Source organism: Acidovorax sp. LjRoot118 (assembly GCF_964253575.1).
Classification (GTDB): domain Bacteria; phylum Pseudomonadota; class Gammaproteobacteria; order Burkholderiales; family Burkholderiaceae_C; genus Acidovorax.
Map to the genome: position 1 here is coordinate 16,496 of NZ_CAXURB020000001.1, position 21,992 is coordinate 38,487.

Genomic DNA, 21,992 nt, shown 5'->3' on the forward strand with positions numbered 1-21,992 from the left:
ATGCGTTTTCGCCTTCTTCGCCGCCGGCTGACCATCAGCGCCCCTCGGGTGGCCATTCGCAGCGCCATGCCCTGGCCCGTACGCTGGCTGTTGCTGGCGGTGGTCTTCGGGCTGTGCGCCGCCGTGGCGCTGTGGGCCTTCGAGTTCGGCAAATCCATTGCGGGGCTTGAATCCGGTGCTCGCGAGGAACTGGTGCGGCTGCGCGGCGAAGTGGTACGGCTGGTGGAAGAGACCCAGCGCCAGCATGCCGTCTCGCAGACGGCCGAGAGCATCCTCACGGCCGACCGGGCCACCTTGCAGACTCTGATGACACAGGTGCGGCAACTCGAGGCCGAGAACCGCACGCTGCGCGAGGACCTGGGCTTCTTCGAGCGCCTCATTCCCGCTGGCGGCACCGAAGGCGTGGCCATCCGCGGCCTGCATGCCGAAATCGTGGGCGGCATGCAGTTGCGCTGGCAGGTGCTGGTGATCCAGGCCGCGCGCAATGCCCCCGAGTTCAATGGCAAGCTGGAGCTGATCCTGGCCGGCACCCAGGACGGCAAGCCCTGGAGCCAGGCCTTCCCCCAGAGCGCGGCCCTGCAACTGCGCCAGTACCGGCGACTGGAGGGCATGTTGACGCTGCCGCCCGATGCCGTGGTAAAAACCGTGACCGCGCGGGTGCTGGATGGCAGCACTGTGCGCACCTCCCAGACCATGGCCCTGGCGGCCGAATAGCCGCCGCCAGCCGCCGCCGCGTTGTTGCTGCGTGAGCACAGGATGCCAGGGCCTTGCCTTTCTTTTTGATGCGGATGGACCGCCTGCCGGCGCCTTTGGCGCGTGCGGGCCGCCGTCCCTGACCCAGGAGTTTTGCCCATGTTTTCCCGAAAAAAGCAGCCCCCGATCAAGAGCCTGGTGGCCCACGGCACCCGCATCGACGGCAATGTGCTGTTCGGCGAGGGCATGCGCATCGATGGCGAGGTGGTGGGCGACATCCGCTCGGGCACCGAGCAGCCCAGCATTCTGGTAATTTCAGAGTCGGCCCGGGTCGAAGGCGCGGTGCATGCCGACCATGTGATCGTCAACGGCTCGGTGACCGGGCCGGTGCATGCGGCCGAGCTGCTGGAGCTGCAGCCCAAGGCGCGCATCACCGGCAACGTGCACTACAAGGCGCTGGAGATGCACCAGGGCGCCATGATCACCGGCCAGATGTGCCCCCTGGCCGCAGTGGCCGATGAAAAGCCCCCACTGCAGTTGTCGTCAAAGCCGGCGGCCCCTGAATCCCCGACTGCTTTGCAGTAGTATTGGCTCCAAACCTGAAAATCGGAGTTCCCCCATGAGCGCAGTTGCCGAAAACATCCAGACCGAAATGCCGGCCCCCATCCTGTTCACCGACAGTGCAGCAGCAAAGGTGGCGGACCTGATCGCGGAAGAAGGCAATCCGGACCTCAAGCTGCGCGTTTTCGTGCAGGGTGGCGGCTGCTCGGGCTTCCAGTATGGCTTCACGTTCGATGAAATCACGAACGACGATGACACAACCATGACCAAGAATGGCGTGTCGCTGCTGATCGACGCCATGAGCTACCAGTACCTGGTGGGTGCCGAGATCGACTACAAGGAAGACCTGCAGGGCGCCCAGTTCGTGATCAAGAACCCCAACGCCACGACCACCTGCGGCTGCGGCTCCAGCTTCTCTGCCTGAGGACGCGGGGCCGTGCCCACGGCACCGCACTTCGCAGCAAGCCGCCTTCGGGCGGCTTTTCATTTGGGGCTCCTGATTCCCTCTTAGTCTGGCACTGCATGCAGCAAGAACAATCCCGCAAAGTCCTCCTGTGGCTGGTGGCCATCGGCTTCTTCATGCAGACGCTGGACGCCACCATCGTCAACACCGCGTTGCCTGCCATGGCGCGCAGCCTGGGCGAAAGCCCGTTGCAGATGCAGTCGGTGGTGGTGGCTTACTCGCTGGCCATGGCCATGCTGATCCCGGCCTCGGGCTGGCTGGCCGATCGGTTCGGGTCGCGCCGCGTCTTTCTCTCGGCCATCGTGCTGTTCGTGATGGGCTCGGTGTGCTGCGCCATGGCGCAGAACCTCACCCAGTTGGTCGTGGCGCGCGTGGTGCAGGGCCTCGGTGGCGCGCTACTGCTGCCAGTGGGCCGGCTGGTGGTGCTGCGCACATTTCCGCGCGAGCAGTTCCTGCAGGCCATGAGTTTCGTGGCTGTTCCGGGCCTGATCGGTCCGCTGATCGGCCCCACGCTGGGCGGCTGGCTGGTGGAGGCCGCCTCCTGGCACTGGATCTTCCTGATCAACCTGCCTGTGGGGCTGGTGGGCTGCATCGCCACGCTGCGCTTCATGCCCGGCGAGCCGGTGACCTTCGTGCCCCGCTTTGACCTGGCGGGCTACCTGATGCTCGCCTTCGGCATGGTGTCGCTCTCGCTGGCGCTCGACGGCCTGGCGAGCATGGGCCTGCGCCAGGCCAGCGTGCTGGTGCTGATGGTCTTCGGCCTGGCCAGTCTGGTGGCCTACTGGCTGCATGCGGCACGCCGCGCCGATCCGTTGTTCTCACCCCGGCTGTTTTCGGTCGACACCCTGCGCATCGGCCTGCTGGGCAACCTGTTCTCTCGCCTGGGCAGTTCCTGCATGCCCTTCCTGATCCCGCTGCTGCTGCAGGTCACCATGGGCTACTCGCCCATGCAGGCCGGCATGATGATGCTGCCCGTGGCGATTGCGGGCATGTCGATGAAGCGCTTCACCACGCCGCTGATCACGCGCTTCGGCTACCGGCAGGTGCTGGTGGGCAATACCCTGCTGGTGGGGGTGACCATGGCCAGCTTCGGGCTGGCCACGCCCACCCAGCCGCTGTGGGTGCACGTGCTGCAGCTGGCCGCGTTTGGTGCGGTGAACTCCCTGCAGTTCACGGCCATGAACACGGTGACCCTCAAGGACCTGGACCATGCCAATGCGAGCAGCGGCAACAGCCTGTTGTCCATGGTGCAGATGGTTGCCATGGGCATGGGCGTGGCGGCGGCGGGCGCGGTGCTGGCAGCCTTCACGGCCTTTTTCCAGCCCTCTGCTGCGGGCCACACGCTCTGGGCTTTTCAGGCCACGTTTGCCTGCATGGGGTTGATCACGGTGGCTTCGGCCGGCATCTTCTGGCAATTGTCGCCAGAGGACAGGGCCAGAAGCAAGGCGGCAACCACGGCCGACGCGACAGACCACGGCTGACCACCCACCGCTCAGGCCGGGTAGATGGCGCCCAGCACGCGGCCCCCTGCGGCGCCGGTAACGCTGGGCAGGTTGCCCGGCTGGCCACTCAGCGCCTGGCGCGCCAGCCAGGCAAAGGCCGCGGCTTCCACCTGCAGCGCGGGCAGGCCCAGCGCATCGGTGGCGACGACCTGCAGGGCAGGGCAGGCGGCCTGCAGTCGGGCCATCAGGTGGTCATTGAGCGCGCCGCCGCCGCATACCGCCAGGGTTGCGGCGCCCGCGCCATGGCGCCGGGCATCTTCGGCGCAGGCAAGCGCCGTGAACTCCGTGAGCGTGGCCTGTACGTCCTGCGGGGCGGCGCTGCGAAAGGCATCCAGGCGGTTGGCGAGCCAGCCGGGATTGAAAAGGTCGCGCCCCGTGCTCTTGGGTGGCGCTTTGTGCAGGAAGGGTTCCTGCCGCAGCAGGACCAGCAACTCGGGCAGCACCTGACCGCTGGCGGCCCAGGCGCCGCTGGCGTCAAATGCCTGGCCGGTGTGCAGTTGGCACCAGTAATCCATCAACGCATTGCCGGGGCCGCAGTCGAAGCCCAGCACCTGGCCATCCGCGCCCAGCACGCTCAGGTTGGAGATACCCCCGATGTTGAGCACCAGCATGGTTTCGCCGTTGCGCCCGAAGACACCCTGGTGAAATGCGGGCACCAGGGGTGCGCCTTGCCCGCCTGCCGCCAGGTCGCGGCTGCGAAAGTCGGCCACCACGGCAATGCCCGTGCGTTCGGCCAGCAAGGAGGGGTTGCCCAGTTGCAGCGTGTAGCCGGTGCCGTCGAACTCCTGCGGGCGGTGGCGCACGGTCTGGCCATGGGCTCCGATGGCGCGGATCGCACTGGATGCCAGCCCGCTGCGCTCCAGCAGCGTCTTGACCACGCCCGCATAGGCGCGGGTCAGCCCGTTGCCCGCCAGGGCGGCACGGTGCAGCTCATCGCTGCCAGAGGTGTTGAGGGCGAGCAATTCGGCCCGCAGGTCGGGGGCGAAGGGCGCGCTGGCATGGTGGGTGACCACCATGCGGGAGTCGGAGAAATCCGCCAGCACCCCGTCGATGCCGTCGAGCGAGGTGCCCGACATCAGGCCGATGTACAGCTCGGACATGGCCCGGTGGCTTGTCAGCGTCGCAGGTCAGTCCGCGCTGGCTTGTTCGATCAACGCGGCAGCCGACAGCTGGATGCGCATGTTGGAAGCCAGGCGCTCAAAGGCAGGGCGGCCAGCGGCCGACACCGGCGCGGCGGCTTCGCTCGCTGCCACAATGGTCTGTGGATCCTGGTGCTGGCCGTTCACGCGGAATTCGAAGTGCAGGTGCGGGCCGGTGGCCCAGCCCGTGGAGCCCACGGCGCCCAGGGTCTGGCCCTGTTCCACCGACTGGCCCTGGCGCACGTCGATGCGGCTCAGGTGGGCGTAGACGGTGACGTGCTGGTTGCGGTGCTTGACGAAGACCACGTTACCGAAACCGTTCTGTACGCCGGAGAACTCCACCACGCCGTCACCCACGGTGCGCACGGGCGTGCCCGTGGGGGCGGCGAAATCGGTGCCCAGGTGGGCGCGCCAGGTTTTCAGGATGGGGTGCATGCGCATCTTGAAGCCGCTGGTCACGCGCGAGAACTCCACGGGGGAGGTCAGGTAGGCGCGGCGCATGCTTTCACCGTCCAGCGTGTAGTAGGCGCCTTTGGAGGCACCCGATTCCTGGAACCAGATGGCTTGGTGGGTCTTGCTGTTGTTGACGAACTCGGCGCTCAGCACGCGGCCGCTGCTCAGTGGCTCGCCGTCGGCTTCCAGGGTTTCATAGACCACCGAGAAGCGGTCACCCTTGCGCAGCGAACGGCGAAAGTCGATGTTGCCCGAGAACAGCTCGGCCATCTGCACCGCTACGGCGTCGGGGATGTTGGAGGCGTCGGTCGCGGCGAACAGCGAGCTGTTGATCACGCCGCCCGCCAGGCGGCTGTTGGTCGTGAGCTTGGCGGTCTCGACGCGCGCGCCGAATTTCTCGCCCGTACGCTCCACGATCAGGCGGCGGAAGTTGCCGCTGTCGTCGGGCACCCAGCGGGCCGTCAGGCGCACCAGGCGGTGGTCGTCGGTGGTTTCGGCCGACACGACGCGGCCGGTGCGGCCCAGCATGTTCTGGCGCACCGTGTTGTCGCCGCGCAGGAAGGCAGCTGCGGCCGGGTCGGCCACGCCCAGGCGCTGCAGAAGCGATTCGGGGGTGTCGCTGCTGCGCACCTGTTCGGAGCGGAACAGCGAGAAACCGGGTGCATCAAGCTGGCCGAGCACCAGGTTCTCGGCCAGTGATTCCACCGGGTAGCTCACCATGCGCACCGGCATGTCCGCCGGGTCGGGTGCGAACGATGCGACTGCAAATGCGCCACCGCCGCCCGTGAGCAGCAATGCTGCAACGGCGGCGGTGATGTGCTTGGGGTGTTGTTGGATGCTATGGGACAGTCGGTCTAGCAAAGCCGCGCTGGCGGTGGTCAAGCCGTGAATCAAAGGTCTATCCCCAGTGTGAGAGTGATCTCCTGGCACTTCCCCGGTGTGAATACGGGGCAAGGCAAGGCGCACAGACTGTCTGTTTGCAGCGATTCGACAGGGTACGAAACGGGTCGAAACAGCGGGCCCATTAGAATCCGCCTCTGCAATGTGGGCTGGAGTATAGCGGTGCGCGCTGTATAGACATCCCAAAAAACCCTTATGAATCAATCTGCTGTTACAACGATGCCGGTTTCCGATGGTGTAGGACGGGCGCTTGAAATCTCGCTGCGCGGCGTGCAGGAACTGCTGCCGCAGGACGAATGGGTCAAGAAGCTGGCGCGCTCGGAGGCCACGGGGACGCCCTTGCGCATCAAGCTGGGCCTGGATCCCACGGCGCCCGACATCCATATCGGCCACACGGTGGTGCTCAACAAGATGCGGCAATTGCAAGATCTGGGCCACCAGGTGATCTTCCTGATCGGAGATTTCACCAGCCTGATCGGCGACCCCTCGGGTCGCAACAGCACCCGCCCGCCGCTCACACCCGAACAGATCAAGGCCAACGCCGAGACCTATTACCGCCAGGCCAGCATGGTGCTGGACCCGGCACGCACCGAGATCCGCTACAACAGCGAGTGGAGCGAGCCCCTGGGCGCCAGCGGCATGATCCAACTGGCCGCCAGGTACACGGTGGCGCGCATGATGGAACGCGACGATTTCCACAAGCGCTTCACCACCGGGCAGTCCATTGCGGTGCATGAGTTCCTGTACCCGCTGATGCAGGGCTACGACTCCGTGGCCTTGAAGAGCGACCTGGAGCTCGGCGGAACGGACCAGAAGTTCAACCTGCTCATGGGCCGCCATCTGCAGCAGGAATATGGCCAGGAGCCGCAGTGTGTGCTCACCATGCCGCTGCTGGTGGGCCTGGACGGCGTGGACAAGATGTCCAAGTCCAAGAACAACTACATCGGCATTGCCGAAGAGCCGAACACCATGTTCGCCAAGGTGCTGTCGATCTCCGACACGCTGATGTGGGACTGGTTCACCCTGCTGTCCTTCCAGTCGCTGGCGCAGATCGCCGCGCTCAAGGCCGAGGTGGCGGGCGGGCGCAACCCCAAGGACGCCAAGGTCATGCTGGCCAAGGAGATCACCACGCGCTTTCACAGTGCAGCGGCGGCTGAGGCGGCCGAGCAGGATTTCCACAACCGCAGCAAGGGCGGTGTGCCCGACGAAATCCCCGAACTCAGCCTGTTCGGTGCACCGCTCGGTATCGGCGCACTGCTCAAGAGCGCCAACCTGGCCCCTTCCAGCACCGAGGCCGGTCGCTTGATCGATGGCGGTGGCGTGCGCGTGGACGGCAGCGTCATCAGCGACAGGGGCCTCAAGCTCGAAGCGGGCACCTACGTGGTGCAGGTAGGCAAGCGCAAGTTTGCACGGGTAACCCTGGGCTGAACGCTCCTGCCCTGCATCCCCAACGCCCTGCCGGCTCACGTCGGCGGGGCGTTTTTCATGGGGCGCTGGCCACCGTGCGCAGCGTGGCCAGCATGGCCAGGGTGTGCGGGTCGGTTTCTGCCGTGCGGTAGGCCAGGTACAGGGTGGACGCTGCATCGCGCTCCGTGATGGGCTTGTAGTCCACCCCTTCGAGGCCGATGCAGCGGGTGTCCTGCGGCACGATGGCAATGCCCAGGCCGGCGGCGACTAGGCCGATCATGAACGCCGGCTCGCGCGCCTCGCGCACCACGCGGGGGCGGAAGCCCGCCTGGGCGCACAGCTGCATCACCGGCCAGTACAGGCCGATGCCGGCGTCGCGCGGATAGGTGATCAAGGCCTCGTGGCGCAGGTCGACCATGCCCACGGTGTCTTGCCGGGTGAGCGCGTGGCCCCGGGGAATGGCCGCCACCAGGGGCGCGCGGTACCACTGCTCCAGATGCACGCCGTCCGGCGGGCGTGCGTCGGGCTTGCGCAGGATGCCCACGTCCAGTTCGCGCTCGTACAGCGCCGCCAACTGGGCCACGGAGGCCATCTCCTGCAGGTCGATCTCCACGTGCCCGTGGCTCTGGCCAAAGCCGCGCAGCGCACGCGGCAGGCGCTCGGTGAACATGGCCGAGGCTGTGACACCGAGCGCAATGCGCCCGAAGATGCCGGCCGAGGCACTGCGAGCCGCCTCGGTGGCCTCCTGTGCGGCGGCCAGGATGGCACGGGCCCGCACCAGCAACTCCTTGCCGGCCTGGGTGAGGTAGACCCGCCGCGTGTCGCGCACGAAGAGTTCGGCACCGATCTCCTCCTCCAGTGCGCGGATCTGGGTGCTCAGCGGGGGCTGGGCCATGTGCAAGCGCAGGGCTGCACGCGTGAAGTTCAGCTCTTCGGCAACGGCCACGAAGTAGCGCAGATGGCGCATTTCCATGGGGAACTCCTGCAATGGGCAAAGGGGGGATGCTGGAATTTATACCTAGTAGATATTGATATCAATTCAAAAACAGTATTTCCAGATATTGATCGCCAAACTTAGCATTCCTCCTGCCGTAGCCGCCATGCGATGCGGACACCTATAACCAGGAGACAAAGTTGAACCCCCCAAAGCCATCCGCCCGGAAGGCGAGCCATGTTCATCCGGCCCGCACCACCCCATCGTTCCTCCGCCTCGCAGGCGTCACCTGCCTTGCGGCCTGCGCGCTGGGCTCCGCCCATGCCCAGAGCGGTGTGACCATCTTCGGCACCCTGGACCTCAACGTGACCCATGCCAAGGCGGGCGGGGCATCGGTGACGTCCATGTCCTCGGGCGGCAACCTGGTGCCCAGTCGGCTGGGGTTTCGCGGCAAGGAAGACCTCGGTGGCGGGCTGGCGGCCCACTTCTGGCTCGAAGCCCAATTGCTGCCCGACTCCGGCGCGCTCGAGGGCTCGGCCCTGTTCCACCGCCGCTCCACCGTGAGCCTGTCCAGCACCACCTGGGGTGAGGTGCGTTTGGGGCGCGACTATGCGCCCACGTTCTGGAACGTTTCCCAGTTCGCGCCCTTCGGCACCGTGGGCGTCGGCGGCTCGGCCAACATCATCGAGGGCTGGCCCTTCGGCACCGGTGGGGCGCGCACCTTCGTGCGCTCGGCCAACTCGCTCGGCTACCTGCTGCCGCGCAACCTGGGTGGCGTCTATGGCCAGGCCATGGTGGCTGCGGCCGAAGGGGCCGATGGCGCACGGTATGCCGGTGCCCGTCTGGGCTATGCCTCCGGTCCGGTGGACGTGGCCGTGGCCTACGGCGAAACTCCGGCCAAGGGGCAGACCAGCAAGGTGGCCAACATCGGCGGCTCGTACAACTTCGGCATGGTCAAGCTCATGGGCTACTGGCTGGACCAGCGCGCCCAGGGTACCAAGCACGCGAACTGGCTGCTGGGCGCTACGGTGCCTGTGGGGGAGGTGGGTACCGTGCGCTTGTCGGTGGCCGAGGCCAAGGCGCGCGGCGCTGCGGTGGCGGGCGATGGCGCGCGCCAGATCGCCGTGGGCTACGTGCATGCGCTGAGCAAGCGCACGGCACTTTACGGTGCGTACTCGCGCATCCAGAACCGGGGCAACGCGGCCTTCATGATCAGCGAGGCCCCCGAGGCGGCGCCGGGCGGCAATGCCTCGGGCCTGCAGTTCGGCATCTCGCACAACTTCTGACCTGGCAAAGGAGCTTCACACCATGCACAAGCGCAACGCTCTTCTTGGCATCGTCGCCGCTGCCGCCCTGGCCTGCACGGGTCAGGCGCATGCCCAATCCACGCCGGACTGGCCCACTGGGCCGGTGCGCCTGGTCACGCCCACCCCGGTGGGGGTCGGGTCCGACGCCTTTGCGCGCCTGTATGCCGACCGCCTGTCCAAGCTGCTCTCGGCCGCCGTGGTGGTCGAGAACCGCCCGGGCGCTTCCAGCACGCTGGGCACCGATGCGGTGGCCAAGGCCGCGCCCAACGGTCAGACCTTCCTGTTTTCCACCAGCCTGCCCATCACCACGGTGCCGCACCTGATGGCCAAGCTGCCCTACAACGCCGAGAAGGACCTGGTACCCGTGGCGGCGCTGTTCCGCGGGGGCTCCTTCGTGGTGGCCAGCCAGTCGTTCACCGGCAAGTCGCTGCGCGACCTGGTCGCCATTGCCAGGCAGAAGCCCGGCAGCCTCAACTACGCCACCTACGGGCCGGCGAGCACGGCCAACCTGGGGATGGAGCTCTTGCAGGATGCGGCAGGCATCGACATGGTGCAGATCGCCTACAAGCAAAGCGCCATGCCCGACCTGATGAGCGGCCAGCTCGACGTGGGCTGGGAGCCGGCCTCGTCGGCCCTGCCCAACATCCGCTCGGGCAAGCTGCGCGCGCTGGCCTACACGGGCGACAAGCGCAGCGCCACCCAACCTGACGTGCCCACGCTGTCCGAGCTCTACCCAGGCCTGGAGCTGTTCACCTGGATCGGCATCTGGGCGCCGGCTGGCACGCCCCCAGGGGTCATCGAGCGCATGCGCAAGGCGCTGGAGGCCGCTTCCAAGGACCCGCAGATCGTCAATGCCCTGCACGAGACCGGCAACGAGGTGCTGACCCTCACCCCCGCGCAGATGCAGGCCAACATCGCGCGCGAGTCGCAGTCGATGGAGCGCCTGATCAAGGCCAAGAAGATCGTCATCAACTGAACGCCAGAGAGAACCCGCGCCCATGTCCGCCCACCCCCTTCCCCCCCTGACCCCTGTTGCGGGCGCTCCCTGGCTGATCGACCGGCTCACCAACGGCCACCCTGTGGCCGCCTTTGGTGTGCGTGGCGCGCGCACGCCCGAGATCGCCCGACTGGCCAAGGCCAGTGGCCATGAAGTGATCTGGGTGGACCTGGAGCACAGCACCATGCCCATCGACGTGGCCGGGCAGATCTGCGCCTGCGCGCTGGACATCGGCATCATGCCGCTGGTGCGCGTGCCCGAGCGCGAGTACGGCGTGATCGGGCGCCTGCTCGATGCGGGGGCCATGGGCATCATTGCGCCCCGCGTGGAAACGGCTGCGCAGGCGGCGGACATTGTGGCCGCCTGCCGCTTTGCGCCCCACGGCCACCGCTCGGCCATCGGTACGCTGCCCCTGGTGCAGTACCGCCGCATGCCTGCCGACACCCTGTACCGCGCAGCCGACCAGGCCACGCTGGTCAAGGTGCTGGTCGAGAGCCCGCTGGGCATCCGCAATATGGCCGAGATCGCGGCCGTGCCTGGCGTGGGCCTGCTGGCCATCGGCACCAACGACCTGAGCGCCGAGCTGGGCGTGCCCGGCGACTTCCGCGACCCGGCCGTGCGCGCCGCGCACGAGTCGGCCCTGGAGGCCTGCCGCGCGGCCGGCAAGCCCCTGGCCATCGGCGGCATCAGCGACGCGGCCTACAGCGCAGAGCTGGTGCGCATGGGGGCGGCGCCGCTGCTCATGACCGGCATCGACACCGACCTTCTTCTGGCCGCAGCGCAGGCCCGTGCGGCACAGGCTTTTGCAACCCTCTCCTGACTGAATGGTTCCGATTCATGGCTTCCGAGATCCTCGTTCCCACCCCCACCCGCGATGCGGACACCTTGTCGCGCCCGGCCTTTGCCATGCCTGCCGGTGCCTGCGACAGCCACGTGCACGTCTTCGGCCCGGTGGACCGCTACCTGCATGTGGCGCAGCCCCACTACACCCTGCCCGACGGCCCGGCCCCCCTGCTCGACCGCATGACGCGCGGCCTGGGCCTGGATCGCTTCGCCATCGTGCAGCCGAGCTTCTACGGCACCGACAACGCATGCATGCTCGATGCCCTTGATGAGCTGGGTGGCCGCGCCCGCGGCGTGGCCATGGTGGAGGACGGCGTGGACGACGGTGCGCTCGACGCCATGCACCAGCGCGGTGTGCGCGCACTGCGGCTCGATCTGTTCCTGCGCGCGCAGTGGCCCATCGCGCGCATCGTCGACTACATCCAGCGCAGTGCAGAGCGCGTGCGGCCCTGGGGCTGGCATCTGCAGTTCTACACGCCCGGGTATGTGGTGCGCGACCTGATCCCGGCGATGCCGGACATTGCCTGCAATTTCGTGATCGACCACATGGGCTACATGCTGGAGAGCGATGGCCTCACCCGCACCGACTTTGATCGCCTGATCGCCGCCGTGGCCGGTGGCCGCGGCTGGATGAAGCTCTCGGGTCCTTACCGCATCGCCAAGGACGGCAACTATGCGCGCCTCTTGCCCTACGCCCAGGCCATCGTCGATGCGCTTCCCGAGCGCACCATCTGGGGCAGCGACTGGCCCCACATACCGAATGGGCAGATGGACACCGGCGCCCTGCTCAATCTGCTGGGCGAGTGGGTGCCCGACGAAGCACGCCGCAACCGCCTCCTGAGCGACAACCCTGCCCGCCTTTACGATTTCCAGCCATGATGAACCCGTCCTCCGCCATCGCCCTGCGCGAAATCCAGCGCCTGCCCACCAGCGCCGCGCGCGCCGTCGAGCCCTTCACCATCCATGGCGTGCAGTACCTGGCGGTTGCCCAGCTGTCCGAGGACATACCTGGCACCGCCCCCGGAATGGGCGCGGGCGACAGCGACGTTGATCTGTGGGTCTACCGCTGGGAGGCCACGGGCTTCACCGAGTTCCAGCGCCTGCCCGTGCCAGGCGGCGAGGACGCCGAATTCTTCACGCTGGACGGTCGCCACTTCCTGGCCACGGCCAGTCTGCGCAGCGGCCATGGGCCCTACGACATGTCGCCGCCTTCGGTGATCTACGAATTCGTGAACGGCCGTTTCGAGCCCTTCCAGCAGATCGTGGGCACGGCGGCCAAGCAGTGGCACTTCTTTGGCGTGCAGGGGCGGCATTTCCTGGCGCTGGCGCAAGGGGCAGCCGGGCATGGAGCGCCCGTGGACGGGGCGGCGCAGTCCATCCTCTTCGAATGGGATGGCGAGCGCTTCGTACCGTTCCAGACCGTGGAATCGGCCTGGGGCTACAACTGGCTGGCGTTCGAGGTGCAGGGCCGCACGCTGCTGGCGTATGCCGACCACATCGCGCCCTCGCGCCTGCTGGCCTGGAGCGGCACGGCGTTCGAGACGCTGCAGGTGCTCGAAGGCACCAGTGGCCGGGCCTTCTGCCACTTCCATGCGTCGGGTGCCGACTGGCTGGTGTTTGCCAACCTGCTGGGCGAAACCTGGCTGCTGCGCTGGAACGGCGCGCAGTTTGCGGCCTACCAGCACCTGAGCGGGCCGGGCGGGCGCGAGTTCGCGTGGTTGCCCGCCCGGGCCGGTGCCGATGGCGGCCACCTGGTGCAGGTCAACTTCATCCACGGTAGCCGCGAGGCCCCGATCCCCGAGTTGCAGTCGGTCATCTACCGCTGGCAGGGCGATGGGCTGGCGCCCGTGCATTCGTTCGATACCTCGGGCGGAACCGATGCGGCGGCCTTCACGGTGGGCGGTGTTCCGTACCTGGCCGTGGCCAACAGCCTGAGCGGCTCGCTGCACTTTCGCACCGACAGCCGCATCTACCAAATTCTGCATACGTGACAGCAGGTTCACCAGTCCGTACCACCACGACAAGCCACCATGTACCAACCCCAATCCGACTTTGCGGGCCTGTTCCATGCCTTCACCGGTGGGCCCGATGCCATTGGCCCACAACTCACCGCGATGATGCTTGAGCAGCGCGCCGACAGCCCGCTTCTCGTCTCCGCCGCGTCGGACATCGCCCTGTTTCCGGGGCGCGGCGCTGCGCCGCGCCTGGAGAGCTTTCGCAAGTCCACGCGCGGCTTCATCGAACTCACGGCGGTCTCCCACCTGCCGCTGGCCTTGGCCTACGTGGCGCGCCGCCGCGAGCTGGCGCCCGATGATCTGGCATGGCGCACACAGCTGCAAGGCCTGCTGCCGCACATCGCCCGGGTGCGGGCGGCCAACACCGAGGGCATGTGGCGCCAGCATGTGAACCTGGACGCCTTCGCGGGCCAGGAGGCGAAGATCGTGGCCATGGTGCATTACACGCTTTCCACCACCGAGGCCTACATCCAGCGCGCGCTGGCCGATGCCTCGCTGATGGACTTTGATGCGCTCGTGGTGCAGTACCTCGACCCGCCGGCTGCGGTGTCGCCCGTGTCGATGAACGCCATCATGTTCGCCACCTTCGGGCTGGCCTATGTCGACATCGCCTACCGCATCGGCGCCTGGCTGCGCGGCAGCGGCATCGATTGGGCGCGGGTGATGGTGCTGGTCAGCGGCCAGTCGGGCCGGCCCACGGCCGGAGTGACCTGGTCGTCCAACAGCATGTGCAACCTGGTCTGGCGGGTGAGCGACGGCCAGATGCCGGCCGACCGCCTCTACGTGGCGCCGCACGCGCCAGGGTTCTCGGTGGACCAGTTCAACGACACGGCTGCGCTGGCCAGCCTGGAGGTGAGCTACCGCAAGCTCTGGATGCACACCCGCACCAGCGTGGAAGTGTCTCGCCAGATGTTCGCCAACCACCCCGCCTATGTGTTCTCGCCAGCCACGGCGCAGGACATGCCGCCCATCCATGGCCTCGATGACCAGGCCGCCTGCGTGGCGCGCCTGCGCCGCATCATGGAAGACCCGCAGCAACTGCTGGTGAACTGCGTGGCCGACTATGTGATCGAGGCGCTGCAGCGCAATGGCAACCGGCCCGGCGAGGTGGCCATCCCCGGCTTCACCAACGTGGACTTCAGCACACTGGCCTGATTTCCGGTGTGCCTTGCCCTGTTGGCAACCCTGCCTGGTGATGGTTGCCAGCGGGGCAGGGCCTGCCGGAAACTGGATCAGTCCAGGTCGTCCTGCGTGTCCGGGTCGGGAACTTCGCCCACGGCCTCGCGGGTGGCCTGCGCCTGTATCTCCAGCCAGGCGCAAAAGGCCTTGATCTCCGGGCGCTGCGCGCTGCGCGGCCCGACCAGCAGCCAGTAGGCCAGGGGCGAGTCCAGCCGGTGGTTGGGCAGCAGCTCCACCAGGTCGCCCGTGGCCAGGGCATCGGCAATCAGCGGCATGCGCGCCAGCGCCAGGCCCTGACCGCTCAGGGCCGCCTGCACGATCTGGTGGGCGTAGTTGAAGTACAGCCAGCGCTGGGGCTGCAGCTTGGGGTGGCCCTGGTTCTCGAACCAGCGCTGCCAGCTGAGCCATTCGAGGTGCTGGCTGCGGTGAGCGTCGCCCGCCTCGATCAGGGTGAAGCGGGCCACGTCGGCGGGTGTACGCACCGGCGGGTTGCTTTTGATGAGCCAGGGGCTGGCCACGATGGCCAGTTGCTCGCCGCACAGGCGCACCGCGCCGGGCGGCAGCGTTCCGGGCAGGCTGTAGCGCAGCGCCAGGTCCACGTCGGAGGTTTCCAGGTCCACAGGCACATCGGTGGCGTCGATGCGGATGTCGATGCCTGGGTTGTCGCGCTGGAACTCTTCCATGCGCGGAATCAGCCACATCGATGCGAAGCTGGCCCAGGTGCTGATGGCCACGCTCTTGCGCCCGGCCGTCTGGCGCACCAGGCGCACCGAGGCATCCATGCGCTCAAGCGCAGGCGCCACCGCGCGCTGCAACTGGGCGCCGGCGCTGGTCAGCTCCACCGCGCGCGTGTGGCGCAGGAACAGGGGCACGCCCACTTCGTCCTCCAGTGACTGGATCTGGCGGCTCACGGCCGATTGGGTCAGGGCGAGTTCATCGGCCGCGGCGCGGAAGTTCAGGTGCCGGGCCACGGCCAGAAAAGCCCGCCAGTGGCCGACAGCCACTGGGCGGGTGCGCGAAAGGGCGGGGGTGTTCTCGGCGTTCTGCATGCGTGGGGGTGAATGTTCATTCATGCGTTGGTGGCATCAATAGCGTACCGCGTTTTCATTGGACCGAAGACCGCTACAGGCGGATCATCCAGGCTCTACAACGTTTTTTCAAGCACCAAGGAGCTCACCATGTCGTCCCGCACCGTTCTGGAATCGCAACAATCCGCCATCGCCCCCACGGCCGGCCGCGTGTTGGCCGGAAGCTGGAAGCTGGACGCGGGCCGCGCCATCACATTGAACCCGCGTGAGCGCAGTGTGCTTGAAATTTCGCAGGGCCGGGTGTGGCTTGCGGTGGGCGCAAGGCCCGGCCACACGGATCAGGGCACACAGGACATGGTTCTGGTCCAGGGCCAGTCCCTGGTCATCGAATCTGGCCAGCAGGTGGTGATGGAGTCCTGGTACCTGCGTGGGGGCGCCCCCGGTGCCGTGGCCTTCTGCTGGGACAGCGTGCCTGCCACCAGCCCAGCTGCTGATCCGGCATTGGACTGGGAGCTTGGCGTGGCGCAACCGCTGCGTGACCTGGTCTGCGCGCTTGGCCAGGGCGGGCGGGCCGTGGGGTCGGCAGTGGCCGCCACCCTGGGCGCCAGCGGCCGGCTGGTCTCTGGCCTGGTGCGGTTTGCTCTGCATCGGGTAGTGCCCCAGCGTGTGCGCGTGCCTGCTTGAGAAGGATTTGGCCGCCACCGGTATCTGGCCGTTTTGTCGATTGATGCCGAAGTTGAATCAATCAGGGCCTTGCAATTCATTGGACGCACCCCCAGCACAGGTGCACCATAGAGGCCTATAGGGTTTACCAGGAGAAAACCATGACCGCATCGAATGTTCTGCAATTGCAAGCTTCCAGCGCCTCGGGCCGCGTTGCGGCCAAGGACGTCTGCACGCTCAAGCCTGGCGCCGCCATCAGCTTCACGCCCGGCACGCCCCGGGCCCTGCGCATCACCGAAGGCCAGGCCTGGGTGACGCTGGACGACGGCCCGCACGGTGCCAGCCGCGAGGCGGCCGGAGACGTCTTCCTGCAGGCCGGCCAGACGCTGTGGGTGGCCGCCGGCCAGCACGCCGTGGTGGAGACGCTGGGCCGCCAGCGCCTGCAGTACCGCTGGACCGGCCTGGCCCCCCGCTCCGTACCTGCCTGGTGGCGCCGTGCACTGGGCGTGGCCAGCATGCCATCGTCGGATGGAGCCCCCTGCTGCGCCTGATGGGTGTTGGTGACCACCACGCAGGTGGTGGTGCGACGCAGAAGAGAGAGCTGCTGCTGCCTGGTTCACAGGCGCTGCGGCTCTTTTTTTGTTGGCGCAACCTGCCGGGTTCCTGGGCCCCCGCTCTTTGCGAGAAGTGCGGGGGCTTTTTATTTCTGATCTACATTGCCTGAATGAAAAGCTGCCGTATGCAGTTGAGATGAAACACTTGGCACTCGCCCACTCCCCCTGATGAAGATCCTCTTCATTCACCAGAATTTTCCCGGACAGTTCCAGCACCTGGCACCTGCCCTGGCATCGCAGGGGCACGAGGTGCTGGCCCTGACCATGACGCCGGCTGCCACGGGAGGGCGGGCGTCGTGGAATGGGGTGAGGATGGTTCCCTACATGCCGTCGCGCCAGTCGACACCCGGCATCCATCCTTGGCTGGTCGACACGGAAACGAAACTCGTGCGTGGCGAGGCCGCTTTCCGGGCCTGCCTGGAATTGCAGCGCCAGGGGTTCCACCCCGATGTGGTCATCGCCCATCCGGGTTGGGGCGAGAGCCTGTTCGTCAAGGAGGTCTGGCCCGATGCCAGGCTGGCGATCTATTGCGAATTTTTCTACCAGGCGCATGGCGCAGATGTCGGGTTTGACCCGGAGTTTCCCGATGGGCCGTTTCCCCGTGCCCGCATGCGCGCAAAGAATTTCAACAACCTGCTGCACGTGGATCTGGCGGACGCCGGTATCTCGCCGACCCGGTGGCAAGCGGACGGGTTTCCCTCGCCCATGAGAGATCGCATTGCCGTCATTCACGATGGCATCGACACGGACCTGCTGGTGCCGAATCCGGCGGTCGCCCTGGCGTTCTCCACGCCCTCTGAAAAGGTGACCATCCGAAAGACCGATGAGGTCATCACATTCGTCAGCCGCGATCTGGAGCCATTGCGCGGCTACCACCGGTTCATGCGGGCCCTGCCGGAGATCCTGCAGCGCCGGCCGCACGCGCGTGTTCTTGTCGTCGGCGGTGATGGCGTCAGCTACGGTCCCAAGCCCGATCCTGCCCGGTACGGGGGGCGCAGCTGGAAGCAGATTTTCCTGGACGAGGTCCGCGACACCCTGGGGCCGCAGGGCATGGCGCGCGTCCATTTCCTGGGGCGCCTGTCCCATGCGGATTTCGTGTCGGTGCTCCAGATCAGCAGCGTGCATGTCTACCTCACCTACCCCTACGTGCTCAGCTGGAGTCTGCTGGAGGCGATGAGTGTGGGCTGTGCCATCGTTGCCAGTGATACCGCCCCGGTCCGGGAGGCGGTGGTGCACGACGAGACCGGGCGGCTCGTCGATTTCTTTGACCCTGGGCAATTGGCCCAGGAGGTGTGCGCGCTATTGGACGACGCGGGCGCGCGAGCGCGTCTGGGCGGGAATGCCCGGTTGTTCGCTCAGGGTAACTTTGATCTGCGCAAGGTGTGCCTGCCCCGGCAACTGCACTGGCTTCACGGCATCGCGGGCAGCCCGCTGCGCAGCTGACCGCTGGCCAGAAGAAGCGGCCGGGTTGGCTACAGCTCCAGTTCGCTGCGCAGGGCTTCGAAGGCGGCCAGGGCCGCTTCGCCATCCATTCGTTCCAGCCGCGCCAGCGCCTCGGCATCGTCCACCGACGTGAAGGCCAGGCTGAACTGGTGAAACCGCCGCTCGGACAGCAGCCCATGGTGCAGAACCTCCACCCCGGTGTGGCGCGGATCGTTGCGGATGCGCTCGGTGAGCTTGAGCACTTCCTTCTGTGTGCCTTCCAGTTGCTGGCAAAAACGCATGCCGTCGAAGACCAGCAGGCCGGTGATGCCCAGGCGGGCATTCTTAGCGCGGGCATGGCCGGCAATCTCTGCGACCACGCTCAGGGGTTGATCGGGTGCCAGGGTACTCACGTACAGGGCTTCGTACAGGCTGTGGGCTGGTGTCATAGGTGCGGCGCAATGTAGGGCGCCGCCGACAGACGCGCAATGTCAAAAGACATAGCAAAATCCGCCACCCTGCAAGGGCTGCAGGGACCATGGTGCGGGTCCAACATCCTCAAAAAATGCATGCCGGCAGGCGCCCCAGGTGGCGGCCGGCTACCTAAAATGGCGCCACGATGAATGCCACCCTGTCGCCCCAGGCATGCCCGCCCAGTTGCCATGAATGCCGCCTGCGCAAGACCGGCGCCTTCACGCCCGTGGAGCCGCAGGTGCTGGATTTCATCGAAAGCTTTCGCTCTGCCACGCTGTCGGTGCCGGCCGGCGGTGCCCTGGTGCACGAGGGACAGGTCAACGCCCGCCTGTTCACGCTCTACTCGGGCTGGGCATTTCGCTACAAGACGCTGAGCGATGGGCGCCGCCAGATCCTGAACTTTCTGCTGCCTGGAGATCTGGTGGGTCTGCAGCAGGAGTTCGGCGACCTGTCGGCGCATGGCGTCGAGGCGCTCACGGACTGCGCACTGTGCGTTTTCCAGAACGACAGCCTGTGGGCGGTGTTCGCCGAGCACCCGCGCCTGGGTTACGACGTCACCTGGCTGGCCGCCCACGAGGAGAGCCATATGGACGACAACCTTCTGACCAACGGCCGGCGCAATGCCACCGAGCGCGTGGCCATGCTGCTCATGCACCTGTACCGTCGGCTTGACCGTGTGGGCCTGGTCGATGCCGCAGGCACGGTGGCCTTCCCGCTCAACCAGCAGCACATTGCCGATGCACTGGGCCTGTCGCTGGTGCACACCAACAAGACCCTGCGCCGGCTCGCGCTGCTCGGCCTGCACGAGCTCAAGAATGGGCGGTTGCGCCTGCTCAATACCCGTGCGCTTGAACGCATCGCCGAGTATTACGACACGCCGCCGCGCCTGCTGCCTCTGCTGTAGGAGCCTGTCGCACTTGGAAATCGTCGGCTGCAAATCGGCCGCAGCGGTCCATTTTTCACCGTCTTTTTGCCCCATAGCCTGGCTATGGGGCTGCAAATCCGGCAAAAACTGTCCTCGCTGAGGCCGATTTTCGCTTTCGACGCTCCAAGTCCGACAGGCTCCTGGGCCCGGCAAGGGGCGTAGCCACTGCGCAGCCGATAATCGCTGTTCCGTGTTCTGCGCCGCCCGGTGTGGGCACCCCCATTTCGCATTTCCATGACGCAACTCGACATTCTCATCATGGCGGCCGGCAAGGGCACGCGCATGAAAAGCCGCCTCCCCAAGGTGCTGCAGCGCCTGGGCGGGCGCCCGCTGCTGCACCATGTGCTGGACCAGGCGGCCCACCTGCAGGCGCGCAGCGCCACCGTGATCACCGGCCACGGCGCTGCCGAGGTGGAGGCCGCTACCCACCAGGCCGCTGCAGGTGGCGCAAAGCTGGTATTCGTGCGGCAGGAGCCGCAGCTGGGCACCGGCCATGCCGTGCAGCAGGCCGTGCCGCATCTGCGCGACGATGGCACGGTGGTGGTGCTCTCGGGCGACGTGCCGCTGACCCAGGCCGACACCTTGCGCGCGCTGGTGGCGGCCGGCGGCGGCGAAAAACTGGCACTGCTCACCGTCACCTTGCCCGACCCCACGGGCTATGGCCGCATCGTGCGCAACGGCTCCGGCTCCGGCTCCGTGCAGGGCATCGTCGAGCACAAGGACGCGAGCGAGGCACAGCGCGCCATCTCCGAGGTCTACAGCGGCATCATGGCCGTTCCCGCGCGGCGGCTGGCCCCGTGGCTGGCACGCCTGACCAACGACAACGCCCAGGGCGAGTACTACCTGACCGACATCGTCGCCATGGCCGTGGCCGATGGCGTGCCCGTGGTGGCCCACCGCATCACCGATGCCCTGCAGGTGGCCGGCGTGAACAGCCCGCTGCAACTGGCCGAGCTCGAGCGCGCCCACCAGCAACGCCAGGCCCGGGCTCTGCTGGAGCAGGGCGTGCGCTTGGCCGACCCGGCCCGCTTCGACCTGCGCGACGACGTGCGCACCGGCGTGCGCGGCGAACTGGTGTGCGGGCAGGACGTTGAGATTGACGCCAACTGCCTCTTCACCGGCCGTGTGGAACTGGGCGAGGGCGTGCAGATCGGCGCCAACTGCTGCATTGCCAATGCGCGCATTGCCGCAGGCGCGGTGATCCACCCCTACACCCACATCGATGGCGAGAAACTCGGCGCCAGCGTGGGCGAGGGCGCACTCATCGGCCCCTTCGCGCGCCTGCGCCCAGGTGCGCAACTGGGCCGCGAGGTGCACATCGGCAACTTCGTGGAGGTGAAGAACTCCACCCTGGCCGATGGCGCCAAGGCCAACCACCTGGCCTACCTGGGCGATGCCACGGTGGGAGCGCGCGTGAACTACGGCGCTGGCGCCATCACCGCCAACTACGATGGCGCCAACAAGCACCGCACGGTGATCGAAGCCGACGTGCACATCGGCAGCAATTGCGTGCTGGTGGCGCCCGTCACCATCGGCGCAGGTGCCACGGTGGGTGGCGGCTCCACCATCACCAAGGACGTGCCGCCCGGTTCGCTGGGCGTGGCGCGTGGCAAGCAGGTGGCGATCGCCAACTGGCATCGCCCCACGAAGCAGCCCAAGACATGAGCTGAGCAGGAGGCCCGGGCCATGAGCGACGACGACACCCGCCAGACCGTGGAGGCCCTGCGCGCCGAGCTGGCCCGCAGCCAGCAGCAGGTGGCCGACATGTCCGCCGCGCAGGAGGAGTTTCTGCGCGCCGTCTCGCACGACCTGCGCGCGCCGCTGCGCCACGTGACCTCCTACGGTACCCTGGTGCGCGAGGTGCTGGGGGATCTGCCGGCCGACGTGGCGCAGGCGCCCGAGTTGCAGGAGGCCCTGGGCTTTCTGGCCATCATGGACCAGTCGGCCCGGCGCATGGGGCTCATGATCGACGGCCTGCTGGCCATCACGCGGGCCACGCGCGCGCCGCTGCACTGCGCCACCATTGCGCTGGCCGATGCCGTGGCCCAGGCACGCACGGATTTGGCCGTGGCTGAGGCCGGGCGCGACGTGCAGTGGCACCTTGCGCCCGATCTGCCCGTCCTCGATGCCGACGCCGGGCTGCTGCGGGAACTGCTGGTGCAGGTGCTGGGCAATGCGCTCAAATTCACGCGCGGCCGGGCGGTGGCGCACATCCACATCGGTGCCGAGCCGCTGGCGGGTGGCCGCGTGGCCGTGAGCGTGCGCGACAACGGCGTGGGTTTCGACCCTGCGCGCGCGGGATCGCTGTTTGGCGTGTTCCAGCGCCTGCACCGCGAGACGGAGTTCGAGGGCGTGGGCACGGGCCTGGCCCTGTGCCGCGTGATCGCGCAGCGCCACGGAGCGCAGATCACGGCCGCCGGTACGCCGGGCGAGGGCTGCCAGGTTCGCCTGGAATGGCCGCTGCCTTGACCGT

At 67.3% G+C, this 21,992-nt stretch carries 22 protein-coding genes; 17 read left to right on the top strand and 5 right to left on the bottom strand.

The annotated features are described in order from the left end of the window. The 4 genes from ACSQ9E_RS00095 (at position 1) to mdtD (ending at position 3,198) form a co-directional block, all read left to right on the top strand. Positions 1 to 714 carry a DUF6776 family protein gene (locus tag ACSQ9E_RS00095; protein ID WP_428003419.1) on the top strand — a complete coding sequence of 238 codons (714 nt, stop codon included), beginning with the start codon at positions 1 to 3 and terminating at the stop codon, positions 712 to 714. A 138-nt stretch (positions 715 to 852) separates the two neighbouring features. Continuing rightward, positions 853 to 1,278 (top strand): bactofilin family protein, encoded by a 426-nt coding sequence (locus tag ACSQ9E_RS00100; protein ID WP_057201591.1) that lies wholly within the window; start codon positions 853 to 855, stop codon positions 1,276 to 1,278. A 34-nt stretch (positions 1,279 to 1,312) separates the two neighbouring features. Next, on the top strand, positions 1,313 to 1,678 hold the full coding sequence (gene erpA / locus ACSQ9E_RS00105; RefSeq protein ID WP_007856958.1) for an iron-sulfur cluster insertion protein ErpA: 366 nt from the start codon (positions 1,313 to 1,315) through the stop codon (positions 1,676 to 1,678). Positions 1,679 to 1,776: 98 nt separating this feature from the next. Then, positions 1,777 to 3,198, top strand: coding sequence for a multidrug transporter subunit MdtD (gene mdtD / locus ACSQ9E_RS00110; RefSeq protein WP_436216510.1), 1,422 nt, complete (start codon positions 1,777 to 1,779; stop codon positions 3,196 to 3,198). An 11-nt stretch (positions 3,199 to 3,209) separates the two neighbouring features. Here mdtD and ACSQ9E_RS00115 read toward each other — a convergent pair whose 3' ends face one another. Further along, positions 3,210 to 4,319 carry an anhydro-N-acetylmuramic acid kinase gene (locus tag ACSQ9E_RS00115; protein ID WP_436216511.1) on the bottom strand — a complete coding sequence of 370 codons (1,110 nt, stop codon included), beginning with the start codon at positions 4,317 to 4,319 and terminating at the stop codon, positions 3,210 to 3,212. A gap of 27 nt (positions 4,320 to 4,346) precedes the next feature. Beyond that, a complete protein-coding gene (locus ACSQ9E_RS00120; RefSeq protein WP_436216512.1) occupies positions 4,347 to 5,705 on the bottom strand; it encodes a peptidoglycan DD-metalloendopeptidase family protein in 1,359 nt (452 codons plus the stop codon). A 201-nt stretch (positions 5,706 to 5,906) separates the two neighbouring features. Here ACSQ9E_RS00120 and tyrS point away from each other — a divergent pair, with 201 nt between their 5' ends. Continuing rightward, positions 5,907 to 7,139 carry a tyrosine--tRNA ligase gene (gene tyrS / locus ACSQ9E_RS00125; RefSeq protein ID WP_436216513.1) on the top strand — a complete coding sequence of 411 codons (1,233 nt, stop codon included), beginning with the start codon at positions 5,907 to 5,909 and terminating at the stop codon, positions 7,137 to 7,139. 55 nt (positions 7,140 to 7,194) lie between these two features. On the opposite strand, the gene ACSQ9E_RS00130 is transcribed toward tyrS, so the two are convergent. Next, positions 7,195 to 8,091 (bottom strand): LysR substrate-binding domain-containing protein, encoded by an 897-nt coding sequence (locus ACSQ9E_RS00130; protein ID WP_057201596.1) that lies wholly within the window; start codon positions 8,089 to 8,091, stop codon positions 7,195 to 7,197. 161 nt (positions 8,092 to 8,252) lie between these two features. Here ACSQ9E_RS00130 and ACSQ9E_RS00135 point away from each other — a divergent pair, with 161 nt between their 5' ends. From ACSQ9E_RS00135 to ACSQ9E_RS00160, 6 genes are read left to right on the top strand one after another with little or no spacing between them, the layout of a single operon-like run. Then, on the top strand, positions 8,253 to 9,338 hold the full coding sequence (locus ACSQ9E_RS00135) for a porin (RefSeq protein WP_436216514.1): 1,086 nt from the start codon (positions 8,253 to 8,255) through the stop codon (positions 9,336 to 9,338). Positions 9,339 to 9,360: 22 nt separating this feature from the next. Beyond that, positions 9,361 to 10,335: a Bug family tripartite tricarboxylate transporter substrate binding protein gene (locus ACSQ9E_RS00140; protein WP_057201598.1), complete on the top strand. Its 975-nt coding sequence runs from the start codon at positions 9,361 to 9,363 to the stop codon at positions 10,333 to 10,335. A gap of 22 nt (positions 10,336 to 10,357) precedes the next feature. Next, positions 10,358 to 11,176 (top strand): HpcH/HpaI aldolase family protein, encoded by an 819-nt coding sequence (locus ACSQ9E_RS00145; RefSeq protein ID WP_436216515.1) that lies wholly within the window; start codon positions 10,358 to 10,360, stop codon positions 11,174 to 11,176. A 17-nt stretch (positions 11,177 to 11,193) separates the two neighbouring features. After that, positions 11,194 to 12,078, top strand: coding sequence for an amidohydrolase family protein (locus ACSQ9E_RS00150; protein WP_436216516.1), 885 nt, complete (start codon positions 11,194 to 11,196; stop codon positions 12,076 to 12,078). Then, on the top strand, positions 12,078 to 13,190 hold the full coding sequence (locus ACSQ9E_RS00155) for a hypothetical protein (RefSeq protein ID WP_057201601.1): 1,113 nt from the start codon (positions 12,078 to 12,080) through the stop codon (positions 13,188 to 13,190). Before ACSQ9E_RS00150 ends, ACSQ9E_RS00155 begins: the two co-directional genes overlap by 1 nt. Before the next feature lie 39 nt (positions 13,191 to 13,229). Beyond that, a complete protein-coding gene (locus ACSQ9E_RS00160; protein WP_057201602.1) occupies positions 13,230 to 14,369 on the top strand; it encodes a DUF5624 domain-containing protein in 1,140 nt (379 codons plus the stop codon). Positions 14,370 to 14,446: 77 nt separating this feature from the next. Here the strand turns inward: ACSQ9E_RS00160 and ACSQ9E_RS00165 are convergent, their stop codons facing one another. Next, the gene (locus ACSQ9E_RS00165; protein ID WP_436220165.1) at positions 14,447 to 15,442 is read right to left on the bottom strand and encodes a LysR substrate-binding domain-containing protein; all 996 of its coding nucleotides are present in this window, start codon (positions 15,440 to 15,442) and stop codon (positions 14,447 to 14,449) included. A 129-nt stretch (positions 15,443 to 15,571) separates the two neighbouring features. Between ACSQ9E_RS00165 and ACSQ9E_RS00170 the strand changes: the two genes are divergently transcribed. The 3 genes from ACSQ9E_RS00170 to ACSQ9E_RS00180 all read left to right on the top strand — a co-directional run bounded on the left by ACSQ9E_RS00170 (position 15,572) and on the right by ACSQ9E_RS00180 (position 18,141). Next, entirely contained in the window at positions 15,572 to 16,105 is a 534-nt protein-coding gene (locus tag ACSQ9E_RS00170; protein ID WP_436216517.1) for a DUF2917 domain-containing protein, read from the top strand. Between the two features lie 140 nt (positions 16,106 to 16,245). After that, on the top strand, positions 16,246 to 16,635 hold the full coding sequence (locus ACSQ9E_RS00175; protein ID WP_436216518.1) for a DUF2917 domain-containing protein: 390 nt from the start codon (positions 16,246 to 16,248) through the stop codon (positions 16,633 to 16,635). Positions 16,636 to 16,866: 231 nt separating this feature from the next. After that, complete coding sequence (locus tag ACSQ9E_RS00180; protein WP_436216519.1) at positions 16,867 to 18,141, top strand: glycosyltransferase; 1,275 nt, start codon at positions 16,867 to 16,869, stop codon at positions 18,139 to 18,141. Positions 18,142 to 18,170: 29 nt separating this feature from the next. Here the strand turns inward: ACSQ9E_RS00180 and ACSQ9E_RS00185 are convergent, their stop codons facing one another. Continuing rightward, entirely contained in the window at positions 18,171 to 18,569 is a 399-nt protein-coding gene (locus ACSQ9E_RS00185; RefSeq protein WP_436216520.1) for a BLUF domain-containing protein, read from the bottom strand. Between the two features lie 170 nt (positions 18,570 to 18,739). Here ACSQ9E_RS00185 and ACSQ9E_RS00190 point away from each other — a divergent pair, with 170 nt between their 5' ends. The 3 genes from ACSQ9E_RS00190 to ACSQ9E_RS00200 all read left to right on the top strand — a co-directional run bounded on the left by ACSQ9E_RS00190 (position 18,740) and on the right by ACSQ9E_RS00200 (position 21,988). Next, entirely contained in the window at positions 18,740 to 19,498 is a 759-nt protein-coding gene (locus tag ACSQ9E_RS00190; protein ID WP_436179821.1) for a Crp/Fnr family transcriptional regulator, read from the top strand. A 255-nt stretch (positions 19,499 to 19,753) separates the two neighbouring features. After that, positions 19,754 to 21,184 carry a bifunctional UDP-N-acetylglucosamine diphosphorylase/glucosamine-1-phosphate N-acetyltransferase GlmU gene (gene glmU / locus ACSQ9E_RS00195; RefSeq protein WP_436216521.1) on the top strand — a complete coding sequence of 477 codons (1,431 nt, stop codon included), beginning with the start codon at positions 19,754 to 19,756 and terminating at the stop codon, positions 21,182 to 21,184. A gap of 21 nt (positions 21,185 to 21,205) precedes the next feature. Next, positions 21,206 to 21,988, top strand: coding sequence for a sensor histidine kinase (locus tag ACSQ9E_RS00200; RefSeq protein WP_436216522.1), 783 nt, complete (start codon positions 21,206 to 21,208; stop codon positions 21,986 to 21,988). The last annotated feature ends 4 nt before the right edge of the window (positions 21,989 to 21,992 follow it).